The sequence below is a fragment of the Empedobacter sp. GD03861 genome (genome assembly GCF_029840885.1).
GTDB lineage: Bacteria > Bacteroidota > Bacteroidia > Flavobacteriales > Weeksellaceae > Empedobacter > Empedobacter falsenii_B.
The window spans coordinates 84,895-110,138 of the sequence record NZ_JAOCDJ010000007.1 but is presented as its reverse complement, the minus strand read 5'-3'; the positions used below and the strand labels follow the sequence as shown (position 1 = coordinate 110,138).

Below are 25,244 nucleotides of genomic sequence, written 5' to 3'. Positions count from 1 at the left end.
GATGATCAAATTGCATTAGAAAAAATCATATTTCAAAATAGAGATGTTGAAGATTCGTTACAATTGCAACTTAATTTTAATGAAATTAATCGTCAATCGACTTCTAATTTTAAACAAAAAAATCAAATTATTTATCAAGTATTATTAGCAAATATTTATGCTCAAAACTATGATAAGTTAAATGTAAAAAGCGAATCATTATATAATTCCGCATTAAAAAAGGCTAAAAAATTAGATTCGAACATTCAGATTTGGGTGAATACACAATTCGGATTCTATTTTTATAATTTCAGTCAATATCAAAATGCTTATCCATATTTTATGGAAGCATCAAAACTTCTCGACTTAACAAAAGATGAGGATATTTTTTCTAAAAGTGATGTTTACAAAAAGAATGCATTTTACTTTATGAATGTAAAAGAATTTGATAAAAGTGAAAAATATCTTTTGTTAGCTTTAAAATATACCAACAAAAAGGACCACGAATATGGAACAATTCTGAATGCGATTGGTCATGTTTTTATGAATAAAAATAATATTAATATAGCAAATAATTACTTCGAATTAACAAAAGAATATGCAATTCAAAATAAGGACGAAATTCGATATGCAAAAGCTTTAGGTGATATTGCCTCTATAAATATTCTCAACAAACAGTACAATTTAGCGATTGATAATTTGAAAAAAGATATTAAAATTTCTAAAAAATTAAAAAACGCTCGAAATTTAATGTACGCTAATATTCAATTGGGAAAATTGTACTTGCAACTTAATCATTTGAAAGAGGCAAAAAATATTTTGATTGAAGCAAAAGAATATGCTGCACAAAAGAAATATTTAAATAGCTATGAATTTGACATTTACACCATTTTATTAGAAATCGCAATACGAGAAAATAACGAAGCTGACGAATTATTTGCAAGAAGAAGGTTGAGTATTTTAGAAAATGAAATTCAAAAATCAGACGGAAAAGATGTTATAAATGAAATAAATTGGAAGATTCAACAAGAAAATTTCAATTATAAATTTGAGACCGAAAAAGTAAAACAAGAAAAAGCAATTTTATTAAAAAACGCTTTACTTTTGATTACATTATTATTGATTATCATCATTTTATTTGTCATCATTTCCTATCGTAGAAGAATAAAAATTCAAAATTCTAATTATGAAAATAAGGTTTTATCTATTCAAAATGATAAACTAAAATCTGAGAATAAGTTAAATGAAACGACCAAAACACTCGAAGCTTATAAAACTTATTTATCCGAAAAAAATAAACAAATTGTTACGCTGAAAAAAGAAATCAATACAGTTTCGAATTCAAATTTCTCAAATAAAGCACAGCAATATGATGAATTAGTTAATTTATTAGATTCTCATCTTATGACAGCTAAAAACTGGACAAACTTTAAAAGTATTTTCGATCATGAGCAGAAAAATTTTATTGAACATTTAGATCAAAACTTTCCTGGATTAACAGAATCTAATTTGAAAATAATTTACTTGTTAAAATTAGGTTTAACCAATATTGAAATATCTCAACTTTTAGGAATTTCTGCAGATTCAGTCAAAAAAGCGAAACAACGCTTAAAAAAGAAATATAAAAATTTTGATCAAATTTTTCAAGATTAAGAAAATAGGAGATAAAAAAGATGATTTACTAAATAGTAAATCATCTTTTCACTATTACTTCAACTCGAAGAAATCTCGTTTTCCTATTTTAATTTTAGTTTCGGTTTTTAATTCAAAATCATCAAAAGCATCCATTTTTTTCTCTCCATTAATTTGTACTGCACCGCTTTCTATCAAACGTCTGATTGCATTTCTCGATAAATCTTTCTTTAATTGATGACAAACATCTAACAATGTAATATTATCATTCTCAAAGTTTAAAGAACTAATTTTAACAACTTCGAAAACTCTATTTTCATCATTTCTTTTCTGAAATTGATTGTTAAAAAATTCTTCTGCTTGTTCAGCTTCATTTACAGAATGGTATTGAATAATAATATTTTTTGCAACTAATTTCTTAATTAACATTGGATTATCTGTTTTTAATCGCTCATTCAAATTCATTTTTTCTTCAATAGAAAAATCCGTTGCTAACGCAATATATTCTTCTAATAAATCATCTGGAATAGACATTGTTTTCCCAAACATTTCATTTGGTTCATCCGTCAAACCAATAATATTATTCAACGATTTACTCATCTTTTCTTTTCCATCGGTTCCTCTCAAAAGTGGCATACACATTACAATCTGAGCAGCTTCTCCATTGGTTTCTTGCAATTGTCGTCCCATTGTACAATTAAATAATTGATCCGTTCCTCCCATTTCGATATCAGCACTTATCTGAACAGAATCGTATGCTTGTAAAATCGGGTAAACCAACTCATGCATTGCAATCGGCGTATTTTCGGTGAAGCGTTTATTAAAATCATTTCGATGCATCAGTTGTGCAACCGTAACTTTTGACAACAACTGAATAATATCCGAAAAAGGTAAATGATCTAACCAGTCTGAATTAAACACAATTTCAGCCTTATTCACATCAATAATTTTTGACAATTGATTAATGTAGGTTTCCGCATTGTTCTGAACTTGTTCTGCATTCAGCGGTTGACGACTTTTATTTTTTCCTGTTGGATCTCCAATCTGAGCTGTAAAACTCCCAACCAAAATAACTATTTGATGTCCCAAATCTTGAAATTCTTTCAATTTCTTCAATACAACGGCGTGACCAAGATGTAAATCTGGTGCGGTAGGATCAAAACCTAATTTGATTCGTAATGGTCGATTTTCTTTTTCAGCTAATTTTAATTTTTCTTCCAATCCATTTTCTGGTAAAAAAATAGCTACATTTTCCTTTAAACTTTTTAAATTTTCCATGATTTTTTTTAAATAAAAAAAGCCCGAGCAAAACTGCTCGGGCTTGTAGATTATGATTAAATTTTTGACGTACAAAATTAATACGAAGTATACACATAGTCTACCCGAGCAAATATTGTACGATAATAAGTGCTAAAAAACGGTAAACGTAATATGTGTTGCAAAAACTTCATTTATAATGCAAAGGTAAGAATAGTTTTGAGAATAGAAATTTTCGTTCAAAAAATTATCTTAGACAATAATTCTATAGAAAAACCTTTATAAAAGTTTTTCGTAATAACTTTGTGTAAATTATTATAGAATGAGCAATAAAACTGCTAAAACAAATGTAGTACGAATTTTAGACACACACAATATTTCGTACGAATTGCGCGAATATGAAGTTGATGAAGAACATATTGATGCTTTGCATGTTGCAAATTCATTGAACGTAAATCCGGAAGGAATTTATAAAACTTTGGTTTTGAAAGGAAATATAGAACCATTTTTAGTTGCCGTAATTCCTGCAAACACACATCTTGATATGAAAAAATTTGCGAAAATTTCTGGTAATAAAAACTGCGAAATGCTTCCTTTGAAAGATTTGCTGAATGTTACAGGTTATATTCGTGGTGGTTGCTCACCTATCGGAATGAAAAAGCAATTTCCTACTTACATAGAAGAACTGGCTGTTTTGCAAGATCAGATTTGTATTAGTGCAGGAAAAAGAGGTTTACAAATTATTCTAAACCCCGAAGATTTAAGAAATTTGATTGAGGCTAAATTTGAAGATATTACACAATTTGATTCATAATTTATTTACTATTCAGAATGATTTTTTCTAAAATAGTTGGAAATTTTGCTTCATCTTCAAACGTCAAATCTGGATTTGCATACACAATAATTCCATTTTTATCAATCACATAAGTTGCTCTATTATTGTAACCTAAACGATTATAAGAATTATACATCAACGAAATTGCATAATTCTCATCATTCAAATACGTAATATTATTTGTTCGCAAAGCTGATTTCCATAATTCTAACAACGGATTTGTAGAACTAGAAACTGCGTAATTTTTTACATTTTGTAACAATGGATTATGATCGATTAATTGAATTTGAGCAGCACAAGTCATTGCTGCTTTCGTATCAATTGACGTAAAATCAGGCAAAATTTGTCCACTAAACGCCGCAGGATAAAACGTTAAAACTTTAAAAGTCGATTTATCATTCAAAAATTTATCTGTCGAATTAGTCTTATAATTCGGTCCATTCAAAATAAAATCTGGTGCTTTATCACCAACCTTCAAGGTTTTATTTTCTGTGATATTTACTTCTATGTTATCGATTTTAGACGTTCTTTTAATCAATCTTTCCAAAGGTTTCAGATGTTCGCCTTGCGCACGATAATCATTATCTCGCATCAAAATTTTATTGTTTTGATCCACTAGAAAAAGAATCGAACTTTCTACTAAAACATTGTTAGAATTAGAAGTTGGAATTATATTCGAAATTGAATTTTGCTTAAAAGGTTTCAACCCTATTGCATTGTAAATTTTTCCAACTTCATCATAAATTACCTTCGTTCCATCCAACTTATTTTGATTAGTCGTTTCATTAAAAGCAAACGTTTGCTGCGGTTCTTTACTCCATTTATTATCTTCATTTACAATATAAATCACATCAATTTTTGGTGGATTTTGAGACGAAAATGCCAAATTCTTCACAAAATAATAATTCAGCGAAGTTGTCATCATGCTCGCATACGGATTCGTTTTGTATAAACTTGGCGTAAATACAATAATTTTAAAGTTTGAAGATTGATTGATATTTTCAATTTTATTAATCGGAAACTGAGCGCCAACATTCAAATTTTGAGCTTTTGTAAAACAAAAACCACATATAATTAGTACTATCGAATAGATTCGTAACATAAAACGTTTATTTTAAATAAACTAATAAAAACTACCACAAGATAACTAAAATTCTACTTTCTCAAAAAAACTATTCATTAAATTCTCATTAGAATTGACGATTAACTTTTGAAATTATCAAGTTTTTTTTGCAGTAAATCAGTTACCTTTGTGTTGATTTTTAATTTAAAATTTACACAAATGGAATTCAATGTTAGCAATGCTTTGAAACAATTAAATAATGATTATTCAGAAGATAAGGCGTCAGAAATTATCGAAAATCTATTGTATAATTCAACTGATTTTTCTGATGAAGACCATGAAATAATCGATCAATTGGGTGATAAATTTCTACGAATTGCTGCACAAATTTTTGTGGAAGATTTGGCGTATGATTTCAATAGTTTGGTGAATTATTGGGAAGCTTTTATTGGACAATTAACAGAAGAACAATCTCAAAGCTTATTGAATTTCGCTATTGAACAAACGGATACAGAATTTGTAGAAGATTTTATTATTGGATACCGAAAATTTTATTCAAATCCCAAAGAAAGTATTACATTTTTCAATAAACTGAATGAAGACGAATTTTATGAAATTAAATTCTTCAAAGCACGTTGTTACGAGGTTTTAGGAGAAAATGAAAAAGCTGTGGAAGCTTATAATAATTACTTAAATTCTGCACATTTCCAAAAAGAAGAAAATGCTGAACAAGCTGCTGTAAACAAGTTTTATATCAGTCATAGCATTGCGCCTTTACTAGTGAACATGAAAAAATATGATGAAGCCAAAACTTATTTTGATCGTGTTTTAGGAAATATCGATTTCGAAGATTATTTAGCAAATTTTGAAGGTTCTAATCAACAAGAAATCAAAAGTTTCTTAGAAGATTATGTCACAACTTTGGAAGAAACTGGAGATAAAACAACTGTTGAAACAATTTCGAAAAAAATAATGCAATATTTTTCTTAAAATTACAACATTCGAAAATATAGTATTGATTTTTTACGAAATACTCATAAATAGGTAGATTTAATAATTTCTTAACATTAATATAAATCTTATCTATCCTAGCATAAAAAAATAAATAACAATTTATTTATCAAATTAAGAAAAACGCCTACCTTTGTACTATAAATAATTTATTCATAGTTGTTAAGGATAATGAAGTTGATTTTCTGAAGAAGAATATCCTTAATCAAATAGAGTTTTTTTATAGTATTTTTAGGTTGGTTAGTGGTTCAATGCAAGTTGAACCATTTTTTATTTCTTATAACCATAAGCGCAATGTCTGCAACCATTTTTGCAACATTTTCCTTTCTGATAATGGAAAAATTCTGTAAAAACCCAATACCCATTTTCGATATAATAATGTATATGAGGAACAAACTCCGAAGGCATTGTTGGATGTGGATATTGTTGATCTAGTTCTACAAAATAATTCAGTTTTTCTATACAAGAATTGCACAAACATTTGTAATGCGTCTTCTTCAAAAACTCTTTTATTTCGTCTTTTATCACAATTGTAGTACAAGCACAATTCGCAATATCATCTACCTTACATTCCATTGTTTCGTTACAACGCGAACAATTTTCGATCATTTTTATTGGATTATTTATTTCTATTCGTTTTTTAAATTACAAAAAATTCTTAAACTTTTCCTAAATCAATTCATTCAAATTCTCTACATCTATGATTAATAAATAGATATAAATTAATTCTATCTAGACATAAAATAAATCTGTAATCAATAAGAAGTTTATTCCCAAAACTTTAAGAAATTTGTAAAAGAATAAGTAATAGACATTATTATTCTAATTAGTGTTTTTATAGTAGTTTTGATTGGTTAAAATCCTCGGAAAATTCTTCCGAGGATTTTTTTATTTTCTTAATCTATCAATCAATAAACCAATTACAAAACCGATAATCGACGGAGCAATCCAACCTAAATCATATTCGAAAAATGGAATTTTATTCAGGTTTTCTATTGTCGATTCATCTAACTTTCCTAACAATTTTAATAAACCAAAAATAGCAATAATTGTAGACGCTATTAATGCAAAAATATAAGGCGTTTTACTTTTAATCGTTTTCCCAAACAACACAATATAAATAACTAACGTGATTGTAATTGGATAAACGAAAGCCAAAGGCGGATATGCAAAATTGATAATTTCGTCTACTCCTTTTATCGATAAACCAAACGAAATCACTGTACATAAAACCACTAAAACTGTATAACTTACTTTTCCGTTTGTTAAACGTCCGAAAAATGTACCTACCGCAGATGTTAATGCGATTGCTGTGGTAAGACAAGCAAATGCCATACATAACGCAATTGCAATTACTCCATATTGTCCTAATGTATTTCGAGAAATTTCGATTAATAATTCGGCACGAGAAATTTCTGGAGTTGTAATCCCAGAAGTTGCGCCCAAATAAATCAATCCACCATAAACAAACAATAAACACGTCGTAGACAATAAACCTGAAACGATTACAATTTGTGATTTACTTTTTGTATCTGTATATCCTTTATCTCGCGCTGCAGCAATGATAATTCCAGCAAAAATAACAGATGCCAATACATCTAATGTTTGATAACCTTCTATAAAACCTTTCGAAAAAGATTGCATCATCGTTAAGTCTGAAGGTAAGAAATCAGCGGTTGGGTATATAATTCCAATGACTATTAATAAGGTCAATAAAATCAATAATACTGGTGTTAAATAATTTCCAATAACGTCTACCACTTTTGAGGGACGAATCGCTAAAATAAGTGTTACTGCAAAAAATAGTAACGATCCCCACATCGGATCCAATGTTGGAAAAAATGGTTTTAATCCCACTTCGAATGTTGTTGCGGCAGTACGAGGAATCGCAATTAACGGTCCGATACAAATCATAATAATTGTACCTAAAATAGCCGCCAAATGTTTGTTCACACGATGCCCTAAATCATTAAAATTATCACCCGAAAAAACAACAGATAAAATACCAGTAAATGGCAATAAAATACCAGTTAACCCAAATGCAATCATCGCGACGAAATAATTTGAGCCCACTTCTAATCCTATCAAAGGAGGTAAAAGAAGGTTTCCTGCACCAAAAAACATCGCAAACAACGCAAATCCAAGTGTTAATACATTGGTTAACTTTTTACTTTTCATATATTTAATAATTCTATCTGTTTTAAAAAACGGTTCGCAAATTACTACAATTGCATTTTCAAGCCTTAAACATAGTAGAATTATTCGATAATCACACAGCTAATTTATAAATTTGACAGATTTGAATAACAATTTTTATATTTATCAAAATTTAAACTTTATATATTATGAATGTTTTAATCATCGATATCATCAAATCTCAACTCATTTGAAATTTTATCTAAAGAGACAATTCGTCTTTGTAAAATAGATTGATTGAAATATAAACAATCGCTAAAACATAAAAAATAATAGAATAATTAGCTGTTTTCTTATTAAAATATTTTTTCACAACACCGTAAATAATGTAACCTATAATAATCAAAAATACAATGCTCGTTACTAAAATAAATAAGATGATAATTCCGAAGTAAACATTCATAATAGAATATTATTAAACTTTTGATTTTAAAATTTTTGCGATAATATTTATGAGATAAATATTAAACATCATAAAACAGATTGATATTGAAGGATACTCAAAAACAGCGAAAAATAGTATGACCGAACTAAAAAATAGTATTAAAACTACCGCTAAAAAAATCGAAAAATAATTAAGATAATTAAAACCTATCGTTTCTTCATCATCAAAATTAGTGTAGAATATTGCTGCAAAAAAATTGACTATAATTAAAAGAAACAATAAATAACCTAAAAGCGGCAAATAAAAACCTAAATCATAAAATCCTCGAATAATTGTTTCATCTAAAACAAAAGCTACTGAAATACAAAGCCATGTAATGTTGGTCCAAGTAAATATTTGTCCAGAATTAGAGAAAATTTCTCCTAAAAACAACTCCGAAATCTTATCAATTTTCAAATAAAATGACACTGCAAATAGGCAAATCACTAACTCTATAATAAAAATAGAAAAACTGAAAATTGTATCATTATTTTTAACCACAATATCTGTAAAGGAAATTGCCATCAGTACAAGACCGATGACAAAAATCCCCAAAAATAAGTGTGCAAATGTTATTTTGTTTTGTTCCATTCGATGTTTTTTGAATAGTACATTAAGATTGCAACAATGATAAATAATCCTATACTTCCCACTAATAACGCATGTTCTTTGAGTTGTAAAACACTGTAAATAAATGCGTATAATAAGATTAACATTAATGTAATTTTGAATGTTAATCCAAATGATTTTAGGAAAGAATTGACGAAAAATGTAATCAATAAAATGGTTGCACCAGATGAAATAAAATAAGCAATATCAAATCCTAAATATTCTGACAACGATAACAATAACACAAAATTGACACAGATTGCAAAGCCAACTAAGGCATATTGTACCAAATGAATGTTGAAATTATTTCGACTTTCGATAAAGAAAAACGCTACAAAAGTTAATCCAATAAACAAAATTGCATATTTTGTCGAACGATATGTTTTGTCATAATGATCATTCATTTGTAAAAAATTAACGCCAAAACTATAATCAGAAAAGTTAGAAGCGTCTTGCCAAATCTGCCCTTGCAATGGATTTTGTTGATAAATAGACCATTTTACATTGGTTTTTCCATTCTTTGTTTCAGGATCAGAATTAGGTAAAAAATTCCCATCATATTTCAAATCTTTCCAATTTGTAGTCAGATCAACTTTTGTATTAATCGCCGATGGAATAAAATTCAACATTTGCGAACCTTTCATCACCAAATCGATCGAAACTTGATTAAAATCGAATGTAGAAGGATCAATTTTTTGAGACATCATTTGTACAGGCATTACTTTTTTAGTGGTAGTCGTTTGTTCCGAATATTCTCCATTTTCTGCTCTAACTTCTGGTTGAATATCAATTGTAGAAGTCGAATTATCCATATTCAGCGGATAATTTTTATTGTTAGATTGTACAATTACTTTATTCTCATATCCTTTAGAATCAGAGATTCCGAAAACAATTTTAGTCGAAACTACATTCTCTGCACTTACTTCCATTTCTGCAAGCATATCCGAATAATTCTTAAATTTCGAATTGATATTCAGCTTCGAATTGTAAACAACAGCTTCATAAATACTACGACTTTTTAACTGCGTATCAATCGTTCCATTAATGTTTAAATCATTTGCAGAAATATACTTTTTCATTTGTTGTTTCACAACTTTTCCTTGTGCATCATTTACATTTTCCATGTAAGTAACTTCGATAAAAGGACCATAAATTGTCTGTTTTCCACTCCATTTGTCCGAAATTTCGGTAATTACTTTTTCTTTGTTTCCTTGTCGTTCTTCTATTAAATTTAATATGAACGGAATCGGAATTAAAAGTCCTAAAACTAAAAGACATACCAAAAATCCTTTTATCATTGTTTTGTTTTGTGAATAAACTGATTGATTTTCAGTTTGATACTCATTTTCTAAATCATTGTTTTCCATAAGTTTGAATTTTATTTTTTATTTTAAAAAGTACTTTGTTTTTCAAAGTTTAAATGCAAAAAAAATTATTTTATATTCTTTATTAATTTTTCAAGATAGTTCAAATGTTCCTGAAAAGCTTGTTTTCCAAGTGCTGTTATCGAATAAGTTGTATTCGTTTTACGACCTATAAATCCTTTGTGTACAGTAATATAATCGTTTTCTTCTAAGTTTTTTAAGTGTGAAGCCAAGTTACCATCAGTCAAATCCAAAAAGTCTTTCAAATCCTTAAAAGAAATTTCTTCATTCATCACCAAAGCACTCATAATTCCCACACGAATACGATTATCAAAGACTTTGTTTAATTTATTAAGATTAAAATCCATGTTGCAAATTTAAGCTTTGTAATCATATTTACGCACCATCCAAACTCCAAAAATCAAATGCAAAAGGCCGAAACCGATAAACCAAAACAATAAACCATTGAAAATAAAATAGAAAGCCAATAATCCTAAAAAGATTTCGCACATTGCCAAATATTTTATCTCAACAATCGTGTCTCGTTCCACTGTATACAGTGCCAAACCATAAAACAAAAGCGTTGCTGGAGCCACATAAGCAAAACTAAAATTATTGATAAATATTAAACTCACTAATCCTCCAACGATTAAAACAAAAAGAAATTTACGCAATATTCGTTTTGTAACTGGATTGATAAATTTAACACCATCTTTTGTCGATTTTTTGGTCATAAAAAAGAAACCTCCAATACAAGCAACTATTAAAGTTACAATTCCTAAAAAGAATAATTTAATCTCTAAATTTTTCATTAAAATAGGCGTCAATGTTCCTCTGTAATTTACTTGAAGCGCATCTTGTAAAATCAAAACATAAGCGATAAATGCAGAAATCATTCCCACTATTCCAACCCAAACACCGCTCCATCCACTAATACTTGTGAATTTTGAGGTGCGTTGCATCATCGATTTAATTTCGTTTAAACTTTCTACAGGATTATTTGTGCTCATATCAAAAGTACTTTGTAATTCAAAGTTAATATAAAAAATGATTCTACAAAATATTTTTCAAAAAAAATCCAATTTCATTTAGAAATTGGATTTTAAAATATAATGAATCAAATTATTCTTAAGGATTTGTAGACCACAAAGATGCTGAAGCCAACATTGCACGTTTATCTAATTTTAACAAATCGACAATTAATTGCGCGAAATCTTCTGGTTGAAGCACTTTTTCTGGATTTCCGTCTGTGATTTTCAACACATCTTTTGACATTTCAGAAGCAATTGTACTTGGAGTTAAGGTCGTAACACGAATGTTTTTCTTTCTCAATTCGAACATCAACGATTCTGATAAACCTATCAATCCCGCTTTTGATGCTGAATAAGCAGAAGTAACTGCGTTTCCTTTTAATCCTGCTGTTGATGAAACATTGATAATATCTCCGCTTCCTAATTCTACCATCGAAGGAATTACTGCTTTTGAAACATAATACGGACCAAATAAATTGGTACGCACAATATCTTCCCAATCATTTTCTGGCATTTCCAAAAAACTTCCGAAAGCCGCTATACCAGCATTATTAATCAAAATATCAAACGCTCCAAAACTCTCAATTAATCGCTCAAGTTGCATTTTCACTTCAACTTTTTCGGCTACATTAAAAATAGAATAATCAGCTTTTACGCCAAAACTTCTAATTTCCTCTACAGTTTCTTCTAATGTTTTTGTATTACGTCCTGTCACAGCTACATTAACACCTTCTTTAGCTAATGCCAAAGCAACAGCTTTTCCTAAACCTCTACTACCTCCTGTGACTAATGCATTTTTTCCTTTTAAATCTTGCATAATTATTTCCTAATTAGAATTTTACAATTTATTTTTTGAAGATTTTTTGTAATTTTGAAGTACAAAGATAAACAACATAGATTTCTAGTGAAAATATTTTTTATCTACTTAATTATAAGTATTTTTATTGCTTAATTACACACTGAATGGATAAATATTTATTTTTTACTCTCCTCCTTATCAACGTCCTCTCTTTTTTTTTATTCAAAATAGATAAAAAAAATTCAATTATTGGTAAAAGGCGTATCTCTGAGTTAGCACTTTGTTTTGTGACTTTGATTGGCGGGACAATAGGTTCTCTTATGTCAATGCAGATTTATCGTCATAAAACAAGAAAAAAGTCTTTTATTTTTAAAATAGTAATGATTATAGCAATACAATGTAGTATATTAATTTTTTTAGTTGATCGAATTTAATTCTTCTAAAATTTAAACCTACGACCATCTTTTTTCTCAGCTTGTTGTTTCTTTTGATTCAATCTTTTTTGTTGAGAAGCTTTCGTAGGTTTGGTCTTTTTTCTAAACTTTGGAATAATCAATGCTTTTTCGACCAATTCTAACATTTTCTTTGTGGCAGATTCTTTATTGTCCAATTGAGAGCGAGATTCTTGTGAATTGATTTGTAGAAATCCTTCTGAATTAATCTTATTTTTTAGCTTTTCTGTAATTAATGCTTTTTCTTCCTCCGAAAAAAATAGAGAAGATTCAATGTTCCATTTTGCTAAAACCATTGTTTCAACTTTGTTTACATTTTGTCCTCCAGCTCCACTACTTCTTGCTGTTTTATATGTTATTTCAGAAGAAAAATCTTTCATCACTTATTATTTTTATTGAATAAAATATGAGATATCAAACAAATTAAAGTAAAAAAAACGCCAACAGCAACCACTCCATTCCATTGAAATTTATCCCACGCATTTGCTGCAATAAATGTTCCTAAAGATCCACCAATAAAATAACTCGTCATATAAACTGTATTCACTCGATTTCCTGCTTTGGCATCTAATCCAAAAATAATGGTTTGATTAGAAACATGCATTGCCTGTAAACCTAAATCGATCAAAATTACACCAACAATTAATCCCCAATATGTATAGCCAAATTCATAGAAAAATCCCCAAGAAATTAGCATAGTAATGATGGAATAAAAGATAATTTTTGATGTTGACAGAACTTTTGAAACTCTACCAACTAATGCAGCAGCTAATGCTCCTACTGCTCCAATTAATCCAAAAGCACCAGCAATATCGCTTCCAACAAAAAATGGCGCTTCTTCTAAGTGAAAAACCAATGTTGTCCAAAATGCACTAAATGCTGCAAAACCTGTAGCTCCTCGAAAAGAAGCTAATCTTAATTGCGGTTGATTTTTTACTAAATCGACAATCGATTTCATCAAATTACCATAAGTTCCTTTGAAATTTGGTTGTATTTCTGGTAAAAATATATAGATAAAAATCCATAGAACAAACATTAAAATTGCGCCTATCATATAAACTTCTCGCCATCCTAAATATTCACCAATAAAGCCACTAAAAACGCGAGAAAGTAGAATACCAACAAGCAAACCACTCATAACCATTCCGACAGCTTGCGCTTTTTTTTGAGGTTCAGCTAATTCAGCCGCCATTGGCACAAAAACTTGCGGAATAACTGAGGTGAAACCGATAAGGAAACTTAATGGAAAAAGCCAACTTACAGATGGTGCAAAATACATTCCCAAAAGAGCTGCAATAATAAAAACAAAATCGATTAAAATCATTCGTTTTCGTTTCAATAAATCTCCTAAAGGAATAATAAATAACAATCCACAGGCATAACCTATTTGTGTTAGCATTGCAATATTAGAGACTTTACTTTCGGAAACATTAAAATCTTTTGCAATTAATGACAATAAGGGCTGATTGTAATAATTATTCGCCACAACCAAACCAGTCCCAATGATCATTATCCATAAAATGATTGGAGTTAATTTGGGTTTCATTTGTAAATTTTCCATTCTAATATTCGCTTGCTTCGGTCAAAAGTTTCACATCATCATGAGATAATTGCACATTTACAGCTTCTACAAAAGCATCAAGATGTTGTTCCTTAGTCGCACTCGCAATAGGAACTACAACTGTTTTCTGATCCATTAACCAAGCCAAAGCAACTGCTGAATAAGAAATATTATATCGCGTAGAAATAGTTTGTAAAGCGTCCAAAATTTTGAATCCTCTTTCGTTCAAATATTTTTTGATTCCTTCTCCTCGTAAACTTTGTTGTAAATCCTCTTCAGTTTTATATTTACCTGATAAAAAACCACTCGCTAAACTGTAATAAGGAATAACAGCTAAATTGTATTTCTCTGCAACAGGTTGCAAAAATTCTTCAAAATGCTGACGATCATACAAATTATATTCAGGTTGCAAGGTTTTGTATTGCGGCAAATTATAAAGTTCTGATTTATCCAACGATTCAATCAATCGTTCCGAAGAAAAATTAGACGCACCAATATATCTCACTTTCCCTTCTTTTATCAATTGATTATAAGCCGATAAAGTTTCTTCAACAGGTGTATTTATATCATCATAATGAGTTTGATACAAGTCGATATAATCGGTTTGTAAACGGATAAGTGATTCTTCTACTTCTTTTAAGATATGAGCTTTTGTAGTATTTGGCTTATCTTGAATCATATTTCGTCCACCAACTTTCGTTGCCAAAACGATTTGATCTCTCACTCCTCTCGATTTTATCCAATTTCCGATAATTCGTTCAGATTCTGTTCCAACGTTACCATCCACCCAATACGAATAGTTATTTGCAGTGTCTATCGCATTAAATCCTCTGTCCAAAAATCCATCTAAAATTCTAAAAGATTCTTCTTCATTCAATGTCCAACCAAAAACATTTCCTCCGAAAAAAATTGGTTTTATCTCTAAATCTGTATTTCCTAATTGTACATTTTTCATGGGTATAAAGATAAAAAAAAGCTACTTTGCAGTAGCTTCTTGTTGTAAAATTTTTTGACTCACACGTCGAAAAATGTAACTTTTAAGATACTTTATGGTGTCTTCATAGGTTTAGAAAACAAAGTATCAAAGTTTAATACTTAGTTTGAAATCGATACTGCAAATATATATACTGAATAATATCTATTATTAAAATAGAGTTTAGATTTCGTTAATTCACGTTTCAGCAAGGTGAATTGTAAATTTATTCAGGTGAAATTTTAATTAACTTTCAAAATCATCCAAACTTTTGTTCCTTTTTCATGAAAATCTATAAAAATATTTTCTTCAATATTATGATTAAGCAATTGTAAACGCTCATTAATTATCTTAAGTGCTTTCGAATCGTGAGTTTTATTTTGCGTAATTTGTGTTGTATTTCCCTTTCCATTATCTTCAATAATTATTTCTAAATAATCACTTTTTAATCTAATAATCAATTTGATAATCGGTTGCAAATGATTTTGATCAAATGCGTGAACAAAAGAATTTTCGATAATTGGCTGAATCAACATTGGCGGAATTTTGATACGATAAATATCTAATTGGTTATCAATTTGAACATCAAATTCTATTTTATTTTTCCATCTAAAATTCTCAACTTCAACATATAATTTCAAAAAATCAATTTCGTCTTTCAAACTAATTTCATCTTTTGTCGAAAGATTTAACATCTGACGAATCAAGTGAGAAAAACGTCCCAACGAATTTAACGCATTATCAATATCATTATCCAAAATATAAAACTGAATAGAATTCAACACATTGAAAATAAAATGCGGATTCATTTGCGATTGTAAGGCTGTTAACTTCGTTTCGGTTAATTGTCGCTCTAATTGCAAACGTTGATTTTCTTGCGTGTTTTTTTCATTTAATTGACTGATTTTTAATTGATTAAATTTATTTAACGTCTTGATTTTATTTGTATTATAACGATAAACAATCAAACCTAAAGTTAAGACTGACAACAAAATAAAATAAATGTTCAAGTAAAAAGGTTCATCAACATTCAACGAAACCAAATCAATAATTTGTTTTTGTCCATTGCTTGTATCGGTTATTTCTAATTGAACACGATATTTACCATATTGAATATTTCTCAAGTATATTGACGGATCATAAAAATACTCGTTCCAGCTTTCATCAGGATTCATACGGTATCTGTACTTATAATTTTGAGCAAAATTGGCATCAACCACAGCAAAATTTAGTGTAATATTGTTCTCATTATTTTTTAAATTCAAATCTTTATCAATCAAATCAAACCACATAAATTTATCTATCCCAAAAGATTCATCATTAATTTTAAAACTTGTAATAATAATCTCTTTCGACTGATTTTTTTGCTTTAATAAATTCTCAAGATTTAACTTATAATAACCATTTTCAACACCAATTGTAGCCGTTTTTCCGTCAAAAATAGACGAATGTATATCCTTATTCACAAAACCTTGTTCATTGCCAATCATATATGTTTTACCATTATTGAAAACGAGTAAATTACGATTGGTTCCAATTAAAATTGAGTTCCCAAAAATGTCAATTGAACTAATATTTTCTCCACCAATTTCACGAATATTAATTACTTTTTTTGTGATTAACTCATCTCCCTTTATCTCTAAAATATAAACTTTCGCAAATTCTGTTGCAACCAACAACTGATTATCTCCAACACATTTTATCATTTTAATTTTAGATTCATTAAACTGATTATTTTGCAAATAAGAAATAAAATTTCCATTTTCATACTTGAATAATCCATCCAAAGAAGAACCAAAAAATACAGCTTTTTTATTTTGACAAATCGAAACAACATCTTTCGGAACATTGGCTTGCGCAGCGGAATATGAGTGATATTTTAGGTTATTCAAATCATCAAAAACCAAAATTCCTCCAAAAGGATTTGTTTGAATAAATTGATTATTAAAATACGTAAATTGACTTGTTCGATTAGGTAAATAATCTTTGAATTCTCCATTAAAATCTAACTCGAAAAGTCCTAAATTAGTTGCTATAATGAACGAATTGTGACGGATAATCATTTTATAAAAACGAAGGTTTTTTTCTTTCAAATCAAAATCAATTTCATAAAAATCTTTATTTGATTGACTTAAAAAATCTTTGAATTTTGACTTATTTCGAAGCATATATTGATAAAAAGCATTTCTCTTTATCTGCTTATTGAATACATTATTCTCTTGAAAATAAAGTCCTTCTGGTGTTAAAAAATATTGTGTATTCGCAACTTTTAGAATTTCAATGACTCTTTTATTATCAATCGTTGAAAAATCTAAAAAATGATTAAAATGAACTTCAAAAAGTCCTTTATCAGCACTTCCAACATAAATTAAATCATCCGTTTTACTACTAAAAACTCGATACGGATAATCCGAAGTGATTTTAAAATTTTCTGTTTGATCTGTTATTTTATTGTCCTTTAATTCGGCAACCATTCCATTTCCTGCACCCGTTTCGTAACCAGCTAATAAAAGAGAATGACGTTTATCTGAAATGTTGTGATTTCTAAAAACTGGAAAATCGTAGGTTTTAAAATTCAATTTTTTATTCAAAAAATCGTTTATCGGAATAATATTAAGACCTTTAGAAGATGACAAATACAAATCATTATTATTCAAAAAACTATAATTAATTCGATTGAAAGGATTGACCAACTTCAACTTATCGCGATGAACTTCATAAACACCATGATCTATTGTTGCAACATAAACCTTGTTTTGATATTCGAAAAAAGATACCGCTTCGAACACAATATTGTTATTTTTTTCAAAAGAAGGATTATAAATTTTCTTTGATTTTGTATCAATAATCGAAACACCACCTTGCGCAGCAACATATATTAAATCATCTAAATAAAATAAATTTCGAACACGATCCGAAACTAATCCTTTCGCTGTATTAATTTGTTCAAAACGTTGACCAGTAAATTTCAATATCCCTTGTCCGTAACTTCCGAACCAAACATTATATTGCCTATCTTCTATTATTGTCCAAACATTATTGTATTGTACTTTCTCGAAGCGTTTCATCATTTTGAAATTGTCCATGTCTTTCACAAATACGCCAAAACGAGTTCCAACCCACAAGATTTTACGAGAATCTTTGTAAACACTCAAAATCTCATTGGCAGGCAAGCCATTTTCGTACGTGTATTGTTTTGTCAGAACATATTGCGCAGAAAGTTGATGAGAACAAAGAAATAAAACAAGTAAAAAAATGAAGTTACGCAACCACATTCGATAAAATTTTATACCCCAAAGAAGTCACAGGAAGATTTAATTCACCATCTTTTGGATGACAATTCAGAATCAATAAATTGTTTCGTTTATCAAATTTTTTAGCAAAATTAATATTAACCAAATACGATCTATTGACACGGAAAAAATTGGTTTGATCAATTAAATTTTCTACTTCTTTCAACGTTTTAGTTACCATGTACGCCTCTTTTTCGGTAAAAATTGTACAATAACTATCATCTGCTTTACAATAAATAATATCTTCAATTTTCAGTACCAAAACCTCTGTTATAGATGGAATAAATATAATTCCATGCTCATTTTTGAAAACATCTTTCAGATTATCAGTTTCTACTTCATCTTCAAAATCATCTGCAATATTAATAATCTCTTTCGTTATTTTTGTTTGATTTTGACGCTCTACAAAACGATTCAATAATACTTTAAGATCAGAAATTGAAATAGGTTTCATCAAATAACCCAAACATCCCCATTGATTTACAGCTTCTAAAATATAGTCTGAATGAGCTGTTGTGAAAATGACATCAAACGTAATATCATCGAAATAATCAAATAATTTAAACCCAAATTCCTCTGGCATGTGAATATCCAAAAAAACGATATCTGGTTGATTTTCCTTAATTTTTTCAACGCCTTCTTTTACAGAATTTGCAGTATCAATGGAAACAAAAAAATCTGGCAAAGCATGTTGAATAATTTTCTTTAACCCTTGTTGAGCAAAGTGTTCATCATCTATAATAAGAGCTTTGTAATGATTCATTTGAGTTTAATTTGTTACAAATATAAACTAAAAAAGGATGCTCCGTAGAACATCCTTTGATTATGATTGAAGTAATATTTTTAAACTCTTTTCGATTTTAATTGTAAAAAGATTGCTGCAATTATTGATCATACCGAAGCCATAATAAAGCCAACCCACAATTGCGAATTAAATCCTAACCCCATTGCAATCGGAATTCCTCCTAAAAATGCACCTAAAGCATTTCCGATATTAAAACTTGCTTGACCAGCTGCTGCGGCTAAAGTTTCGGATCCTTTTCCGTTATTAATCAACATCATTTGAATTGGCGAACCAATTGTAAACGCAATTAATCCCGTAATAAACGACATAATATAAGCCATTATTTGTATGTGAGAAGTGAAATAAACAATCACTAAACAAATCGCCATCGAAGCAAATGAGATAATTGCAGCCTTATTTGGCGACATGGTATCTGCCAATTTTCCACCTATAAAATTACCTACAAACATTCCTAGACCAATCAAGGTCATAATAATTGGAATTTTTGTTTTGGGTAAATCTGCTACGTTTGTCATTAACGGAGAAATGTAACTTATCCACGCAAATAATCCTGAAGTTCCGATAGAAATCATCACAATTAATACCCAAGCTTCCCATTTTTTGAAGAAACTTAATTGTTCTACCAAACTTCCTTTGTTTGTATTTTTAAGATTCGGAACCCAAAGAGAAATCGCTAACATTGTGATTAATCCTAAACTTGCAATAATCCCAAACGTTAATCGCCACGAAAAAACTTGTCCTAATTTCGTCCCTAATGGAACTCCGACTAAATTCGCAAACGTTAATCCCGCAAACATAATCGAAATAGCTTGCGCTTCTTTTCCTTTTGTTGCTAATTGTGCTGCCACAACAGATCCTACTCCAAAAAACGCTCCATGAGGTAAACCAGACATAAAACGAGCAATTAATAAGGTATTGTAACTTGGTGCAATAACAAAAAGTGAATTAAAAATGGTAAACAATAACATAAAAAAGATTAAAACTTTTTTAGGCGAATATTTACTTGTAGCCATGATCAATGTTGGAGCTCCAACCATTACGCCCATTGCATACATTGATATAAAATTCCCTGCTGTTGGAATTGAAATATTCAAATCTTTTGCAAAATCTTCTAAAACTCCCATCATCGAAAATTCCGTCATTCCGATGGCTAAACCTCCCATTGCTAAGGCAAGTAAACTCTTTTTTACCATTTATTCTTCTATTCTTCGTATAATTCTATCGGCAAACCGTCGGGATCTTCAAAAAAAGTAAACTTCTTTTGCGTGTATTCATCCACACGAATTGGCTCTACCTTTACATTCAACTGCATTAGTTTTTCTACTTCATTTTCTATATTTTCCACAGCAAAAGCAATATGTCTCAATCCAGAAGCTTCTGGTCGAGAAACACGTTTTGGTGGATTAGGAAAAGAAAATAATTCGATGCAGTAATAATTTTGCAAAGCTAAATCTAATTTATAAGAATCACGTTCTTTTCTATAAACTTCTTGCACAATTTCAAAACCTAAAATTTCTGTGTAAAAATGTTTTGATTTTTGATAATCCGAACAAATGATTGCAATATGATGAATTTTTTTTAATGCTAACATAATTTATGCGTAATGATTATTTTTTGCTCTTTCATATTGTGGCAACCACTTTATATCTTCTTCTAACTCTTTTGCAGCACGTAATGCGAAATATGGATCGCGTAATAATTCTCTTCCTAAAAAGATTAAATCTGCTTTTTCATTTTGAAGAATTTCTTCGGCTTGTTTTGGCTCAAAAATTAATCCAACAGCTCCAGTAATGATTTCGACTTGGTTTTTAATTTCATTTGCGAATGGAACTTGATAATTTTTTTTGACATCAATTTTTTGATGACTCACTCCTCCTCCAGACGAAACATCAATCACTTCTACTCCATTTTGTTTTAAAATTTTACACAATTCAATTGTTTCATCTAAATTCCAACCATTTTCTGCCCAATCCGAAGCTGACAAACGAACCCAAAGCGATTGAGTTGTAATATATTTTTGCATTTCAGCAACAATTTCTAACACAAAACGAATTCTATTTTCGAAACTTCCTCCATATTCATCTATTCGATTATTAATTAAAGGCGAAAGAAATTGATGAACCAAATAACCATGCGCGCCATGAATTTCTAAAATTTCAAAACCAGATTTTATAGCACGCTCTGTTGCTTTTCCCCATTCTTTTACAATATTTTCAATTTCTGAAACTGATAATTCATGTGGGGTTTCATCCAATTCATTAAAAGGTAAATTAGAACTCGAAACTGTTTTCCAACCATTTTTTTCGTTAGATTTTATTTGATTGTGTCCCAACCAAGGTTTTTCTGTACTTGCTTTTCGTCCTGCATGCGCTAACTGAATCCCAGGAACGCAATTGTATTTTTTGATTTCAGAAGTTAATTTTTGATACGCTTCGATATGTTCATCTTTCCAAATTCCTAAATCACCATATGAAATTCGACCTTCTACAACAACCGCGGTAGCTTCTTGTATAATCGCCGAAACATTACCTACTGCACGCGAAACATAATGTTGAAAATGCCAATCATTTGGAAAACCATCTTCCGAAGAATATTGGCACATTGGCGACATGATAATTCTATTTTTTAATGAAATAGATTCATTTATATTGATTGATTCAAATAATTTGCTCATTACTTGTTTTTTTGACTTAATTAATTTGGAATAAAATTCGTGAATTTGATTGATTTCTTAAAATGATTCAGCTTAAAAATTGTTTGAATTCTAATCTTTCAACAAAATTAAAAAAGCTTAGAAATACATGAAATCACAAATAATTTTAACAATTTATTTAAAACTGACAAAAAACATAAATTTAAAAAAATCTAATAATCAATCCGATATCATAGTAAATATCTAAGGTTCAGAATAATTTTTAATAAATCTTTCATTGTTTCTTAGTTTGTTCGTAATTTTACAAAAAAGTGAATTTTGGAAAAGAAAAAGATTGTCATTTTAGGTGCTGGATTTGCCGGACTTAAATTAGCCCGTAAATTAAATAATAACCCACACTTTTCTGTTACACTTATTGACCGTTATAACTATCATCAATTTCAACCTCTTTTTTATCAAGTTGCTACAGCAGGAATAAACGCTAGTGATATTTCGTTTCCTATACGAAAAGTATTTCAAGGAAGTAAAAATGTCAGCGTACGATTAGCTGAAGTAACAGCTATAAAAAAAGAAGCTAATATTGTTGAAACCACAATCGGAGATTTTTCTTACGATTATTTGGTTATTGCCATGGGATGTACCACAAATTTCTTTGGTAATAAGCAAATTGAGGAATTATCATTCCCAATGAAATCCACAAACGAAGCTTTAACGCTAAAAAACAGATTGTTAACAAATTTTGAAAGTGCTTATTCTGCTGAGTCAGAAGAAGAATTAGAAGAAATTTTGAACATTGTTGTTGTTGGTGGTGGACCAACTGGAGTAGAACTTTCTGGTGCAATTGCACATATGAAAAAACACATTCTACCAAAAGATTATCCAGATTTAGATTTCTCTAAATTGAATATTTATTTGATTGAAGGAAGTCCTAATTTATTAGGACCTATGTCTGATTTAGCTCATAAAAAGTCTCACGAATATTTGACAAATATGGGAGTACATATTTGGACAGAAGGACGAGTTACAGATTATGATGGAAAAACTATTTCCTTAGCTGACGGACGCACAATCAAAACAAAAAATTTAATTTGGTCTGCTGGTGTTACAGGAAATATTCCTGAAGGAGCTGTGTCTCAAGAAGAGTTACAAAGAGGTAACCGTTTTAAGGTAGATCGTACAAGTAAAATTATTGGAACTGATAACATATATGCTATTGGTGACATTTCTTGTATGGAAACACCTAAATATCCTCATGGACATCCTCAATTAGCACGTGTTGCTGGGGATCAAGCTATGAATTTAGCCAAAAATTTCAATAAAATTGGACAAGGTTTATCAGAAGATAAATTAACTTTATTTGAATATCAAGATCCAGGATCTATGGCTACAATAGGAAAACATAAAGCTGTTGTTGACTTACCTAAATTCTCTTTCTCTGGACGTATGGCATGGTTTACATGGATGTTCTTACACTTAATGTTAATCTTGACTGTTCGCAACAAACTGGCTATTTTCTTTAATTGGGCTCAAAATTATTTTACAAATGATTCATCATTACGTATTATTGTTCGTCCAACGAAAAAAGATTTTAGATTTAATTTGAAAGGTTATCGCCGTTTTCCAAAGAATCGTGATAAAGAAGTAGAAGCTTAATCAAAAAAGTATATCAATAAAAAACTCCGCTAAATATTTAGCGGAGTTTTTTGTATCTATGAATTGAAATTTTATTTTCTTGCAGAAGGTGTTCTCACTCCTGTTTTTACTCTTTCTGTTGATGCAGATTTTGCACTTACAGCATCTTTAGCAGATTTGCTGTATAATTGGATAAAATCAAATAATCCATCAAAATCACCAGTCAATGTTTTACCATTCGAAACTCTCAATGCAAAGTTTGTAGATAATAAACTTCTGTTATAAGGGTCAAAATAATTTTTTAGATTAATAGATCCAGAAGAAAAATCTGTATCTAACAAAGCAAACGTTCCAGAATTAAGAACTGGTACATAATTTTGCATTATAGGATCTTCGTAATATTCGATATAATCTAATCCTCTATCATTATTTTCTGTTACGTAAGTTCCATTAAAATTTAAATCACCTCTTTGGAAAATTTCTAAATACAAATAAGAGCCATATAATTTTCCATTTTTAGGAACCGGATTCGTCGATAACTCTACACTATAATAATATCCTCCATCTGCTTTTTCAATATCAGCTACAACTGCATTTCGAAGCGGAAAAGAAACGCCATCATAATTGATTTGTCCAACATTTACAATTTCTGGTCCGTTGTCATAGTATCCATCATCATTATTCACACAAGATGTTAATGATATAGACGAGACCGTTAACATTGCTAAAAATATAATTTTTTTCATAATTTCTAAATTTTCAAACTAATTATAATGCCAATATTACAAATAGCGTGCTAAAAAATAACAACAACCAGTTTTGGCATAAAAAAAGTGTCACACAAACGTGCAACACTTTGATATTAAATAAAATATTTTTTAACAGAAAATTATCCTTTGATAACGATTTCCATTTTTTCTTGCTCTTCTAAAGCTAGTTCCAAATCAACTAAGATACGTCCTGAATGTTCGTCAGCGATAATTTTTTTACGTTGAGCGATATCCATCTGTCTTTGTGGTGGAATTGTAAAGAAAGATCCCGCAGAAGCTCCACGTTGTACAGGAACAACAGCTAAACCATTTTTCACAGAATTTCTGATACGGCTGTAAGCATCTAATAATCTTTGTTCGATTTTAGCAGAATATTCAGAAGATAATTTCAATAAATTACTTTCTTCTTTTTCTGTATCTTTTACAATTGTATCCAACTCAGCTTGTTTGTGAGATAAATGCTCTTTCATTGAATTTAATTTTGCATTAAATTCTTCAACTTGTGCATTTTTTTGAGAAATTTTAACTGTAAACTCACGAATACGTTTCTCAGATAACTCAATTTCCAAACCTTGATACTCTACTTCTTTCGCTAAAGCATCAAATTCTCTATTGTTACGTACGTTATCTTGTTGTTTCGTGTATTTTTTAATTAAAGCTTCAGCATTTTTGATTGCTTCTTTCTTCAATTTAATTTCTTCATCCAAACCTTTAGTTTCGTCAACTATTTTTTGGATTCTCGTTTCTAATTGTGCAACATCGTCGCTCAAATCTTCAACTTCTAAAGGTAATTCACCTCTTGTATTTCTGATTTCATCTAAACGTGAATCAATTAATTGCAAGTCGTATAACGCGCGAAGTTTTTCTTCTACGCTTAGTTCTTTAATATTTTTTGTTTCAGACAT

Annotated in this window: 25 protein-coding genes; 5 read left to right on the top strand and 20 right to left on the bottom strand. The window is 29.5% G+C overall.

The window, feature by feature from the left end:
* Positions 1–63: 63 nt before the first annotated feature.
* Complete coding sequence (locus N5D03_RS05970; RefSeq protein WP_280051161.1) at positions 64–1,632, top strand: hypothetical protein; 1,569 nt, start codon at positions 64–66, stop codon at positions 1,630–1,632.
* A 54-nt stretch (positions 1,633–1,686) separates the two neighbouring features.
* Here N5D03_RS05970 and tyrS read toward each other — a convergent pair whose 3' ends face one another.
* Positions 1,687–2,889 carry a tyrosine--tRNA ligase gene (gene tyrS, locus N5D03_RS05965; RefSeq protein WP_125349288.1) on the bottom strand — a complete coding sequence of 401 codons (1,203 nt, stop codon included), beginning with the start codon at positions 2,887–2,889 and terminating at the stop codon, positions 1,687–1,689.
* A 301-nt stretch (positions 2,890–3,190) separates the two neighbouring features.
* Between tyrS and ybaK the strand changes: the two genes are divergently transcribed.
* Positions 3,191–3,682 carry a Cys-tRNA(Pro) deacylase gene (ybaK, locus tag N5D03_RS05960; protein ID WP_125349287.1) on the top strand — a complete coding sequence of 164 codons (492 nt, stop codon included), beginning with the start codon at positions 3,191–3,193 and terminating at the stop codon, positions 3,680–3,682.
* 1 nt (position 3,683) lies between these two features.
* Here ybaK and N5D03_RS05955 read toward each other — a convergent pair whose 3' ends face one another.
* Positions 3,684–4,805 (bottom strand): redoxin domain-containing protein, encoded by a 1,122-nt coding sequence (locus tag N5D03_RS05955; protein WP_280051160.1) that lies wholly within the window; start codon positions 4,803–4,805, stop codon positions 3,684–3,686.
* A gap of 180 nt (positions 4,806–4,985) precedes the next feature.
* Here N5D03_RS05955 and N5D03_RS05950 point away from each other — a divergent pair, with 180 nt between their 5' ends.
* Entirely contained in the window at positions 4,986–5,756 is a 771-nt protein-coding gene (locus N5D03_RS05950; protein ID WP_280051159.1) for a hypothetical protein, read from the top strand.
* Positions 5,757–6,047: 291 nt separating this feature from the next.
* Here N5D03_RS05950 and N5D03_RS05945 read toward each other — a convergent pair whose 3' ends face one another.
* The 8 genes from N5D03_RS05945 to N5D03_RS05910 all read right to left on the bottom strand — a co-directional run bounded on the left by N5D03_RS05945 (position 6,048) and on the right by N5D03_RS05910 (position 12,218).
* On the bottom strand, positions 6,048–6,386 hold the full coding sequence (locus N5D03_RS05945; RefSeq protein ID WP_115000866.1) for a cysteine-rich CWC family protein: 339 nt from the start codon (positions 6,384–6,386) through the stop codon (positions 6,048–6,050).
* 279 nt (positions 6,387–6,665) lie between these two features.
* Positions 6,666–7,955, bottom strand: a complete 1,290-nt coding sequence (gene brnQ / locus N5D03_RS05940) for a branched-chain amino acid transport system II carrier protein (protein ID WP_280051158.1) — start codon at positions 7,953–7,955, stop codon at positions 6,666–6,668.
* A gap of 220 nt (positions 7,956–8,175) precedes the next feature.
* The gene (locus tag N5D03_RS05935) at positions 8,176–8,376 is read right to left on the bottom strand and encodes a hypothetical protein (RefSeq protein WP_125349284.1); all 201 of its coding nucleotides are present in this window, start codon (positions 8,374–8,376) and stop codon (positions 8,176–8,178) included.
* Positions 8,377–8,388: 12 nt separating this feature from the next.
* Complete coding sequence (locus N5D03_RS05930) at positions 8,389–8,988, bottom strand: hypothetical protein (protein WP_280051157.1); 600 nt, start codon at positions 8,986–8,988, stop codon at positions 8,389–8,391.
* Positions 8,970–10,373 carry a cell envelope integrity protein CreD gene (gene creD / locus N5D03_RS05925; RefSeq protein WP_115000873.1) on the bottom strand — a complete coding sequence of 468 codons (1,404 nt, stop codon included), beginning with the start codon at positions 10,371–10,373 and terminating at the stop codon, positions 8,970–8,972. Before creD ends, N5D03_RS05930 begins: the two co-directional genes overlap by 19 nt.
* A gap of 65 nt (positions 10,374–10,438) precedes the next feature.
* Positions 10,439–10,738 (bottom strand): transcriptional regulator, encoded by a 300-nt coding sequence (locus N5D03_RS05920; RefSeq protein WP_038331250.1) that lies wholly within the window; start codon positions 10,736–10,738, stop codon positions 10,439–10,441.
* Positions 10,739–10,747: 9 nt separating this feature from the next.
* Positions 10,748–11,380 (bottom strand): hypothetical protein, encoded by a 633-nt coding sequence (locus N5D03_RS05915; protein ID WP_280051156.1) that lies wholly within the window; start codon positions 11,378–11,380, stop codon positions 10,748–10,750.
* 118 nt (positions 11,381–11,498) lie between these two features.
* On the bottom strand, positions 11,499–12,218 hold the full coding sequence (locus N5D03_RS05910) for a 3-ketoacyl-ACP reductase (protein WP_280051155.1): 720 nt from the start codon (positions 12,216–12,218) through the stop codon (positions 11,499–11,501).
* Positions 12,219–12,364: 146 nt separating this feature from the next.
* Here N5D03_RS05910 and N5D03_RS05905 point away from each other — a divergent pair, with 146 nt between their 5' ends.
* Positions 12,365–12,634: a DUF1294 domain-containing protein gene (locus N5D03_RS05905; RefSeq protein WP_115000878.1), complete on the top strand. Its 270-nt coding sequence runs from the start codon at positions 12,365–12,367 to the stop codon at positions 12,632–12,634.
* Positions 12,635–12,639: 5 nt separating this feature from the next.
* Here N5D03_RS05905 and arfB read toward each other — a convergent pair whose 3' ends face one another.
* The 8 genes from arfB to N5D03_RS05865 all read right to left on the bottom strand — a co-directional run bounded on the left by arfB (position 12,640) and on the right by N5D03_RS05865 (position 21,958).
* Positions 12,640–13,032 carry an alternative ribosome rescue aminoacyl-tRNA hydrolase ArfB gene (arfB, locus tag N5D03_RS05900; RefSeq protein WP_038331233.1) on the bottom strand — a complete coding sequence of 131 codons (393 nt, stop codon included), beginning with the start codon at positions 13,030–13,032 and terminating at the stop codon, positions 12,640–12,642.
* On the bottom strand, positions 13,032–14,213 hold the full coding sequence (locus N5D03_RS05895) for an MFS transporter (protein ID WP_280051152.1): 1,182 nt from the start codon (positions 14,211–14,213) through the stop codon (positions 13,032–13,034). The genes arfB and N5D03_RS05895 overlap by 1 nt, the downstream gene beginning before the upstream one ends.
* 1 nt (position 14,214) lies before the next feature.
* The gene (locus N5D03_RS05890) at positions 14,215–15,168 is read right to left on the bottom strand and encodes an aldo/keto reductase (protein ID WP_280051150.1); all 954 of its coding nucleotides are present in this window, start codon (positions 15,166–15,168) and stop codon (positions 14,215–14,217) included.
* A gap of 260 nt (positions 15,169–15,428) precedes the next feature.
* Positions 15,429–18,461: a histidine kinase gene (locus N5D03_RS05885; protein ID WP_280051148.1), complete on the bottom strand. Its 3,033-nt coding sequence runs from the start codon at positions 18,459–18,461 to the stop codon at positions 15,429–15,431.
* Positions 18,448–19,242 carry a LytTR family DNA-binding domain-containing protein gene (locus N5D03_RS05880; protein ID WP_280049277.1) on the bottom strand — a complete coding sequence of 265 codons (795 nt, stop codon included), beginning with the start codon at positions 19,240–19,242 and terminating at the stop codon, positions 18,448–18,450. Before N5D03_RS05880 ends, N5D03_RS05885 begins: the two co-directional genes overlap by 14 nt.
* A gap of 128 nt (positions 19,243–19,370) precedes the next feature.
* Positions 19,371–20,477 (bottom strand): MFS transporter, encoded by a 1,107-nt coding sequence (locus tag N5D03_RS05875; RefSeq protein WP_280051146.1) that lies wholly within the window; start codon positions 20,475–20,477, stop codon positions 19,371–19,373.
* A gap of 8 nt (positions 20,478–20,485) precedes the next feature.
* Positions 20,486–20,875, bottom strand: coding sequence for a VOC family protein (locus tag N5D03_RS05870; RefSeq protein WP_280051144.1), 390 nt, complete (start codon positions 20,873–20,875; stop codon positions 20,486–20,488).
* A gap of 3 nt (positions 20,876–20,878) precedes the next feature.
* Complete coding sequence (locus N5D03_RS05865; protein ID WP_280051142.1) at positions 20,879–21,958, bottom strand: NADH:flavin oxidoreductase/NADH oxidase; 1,080 nt, start codon at positions 21,956–21,958, stop codon at positions 20,879–20,881.
* A 297-nt stretch (positions 21,959–22,255) separates the two neighbouring features.
* On the opposite strand from N5D03_RS05865, the gene N5D03_RS05860 reads away from it, so the two are divergent.
* The gene (locus tag N5D03_RS05860; protein ID WP_125349272.1) at positions 22,256–23,590 is read left to right on the top strand and encodes an NAD(P)/FAD-dependent oxidoreductase; all 1,335 of its coding nucleotides are present in this window, start codon (positions 22,256–22,258) and stop codon (positions 23,588–23,590) included.
* Positions 23,591–23,661: 71 nt separating this feature from the next.
* Here the strand turns inward: N5D03_RS05860 and N5D03_RS05855 are convergent, their stop codons facing one another.
* Both N5D03_RS05855 and N5D03_RS05850 read right to left on the bottom strand, forming a co-directional pair.
* Positions 23,662–24,315, bottom strand: coding sequence for a hypothetical protein (locus N5D03_RS05855; protein ID WP_280051140.1), 654 nt, complete (start codon positions 24,313–24,315; stop codon positions 23,662–23,664).
* Positions 24,316–24,458: 143 nt separating this feature from the next.
* On the bottom strand, positions 24,459–25,244 hold the full coding sequence (locus tag N5D03_RS05850) for a hypothetical protein (protein WP_125349270.1): 786 nt from the start codon (positions 25,242–25,244) through the stop codon (positions 24,459–24,461).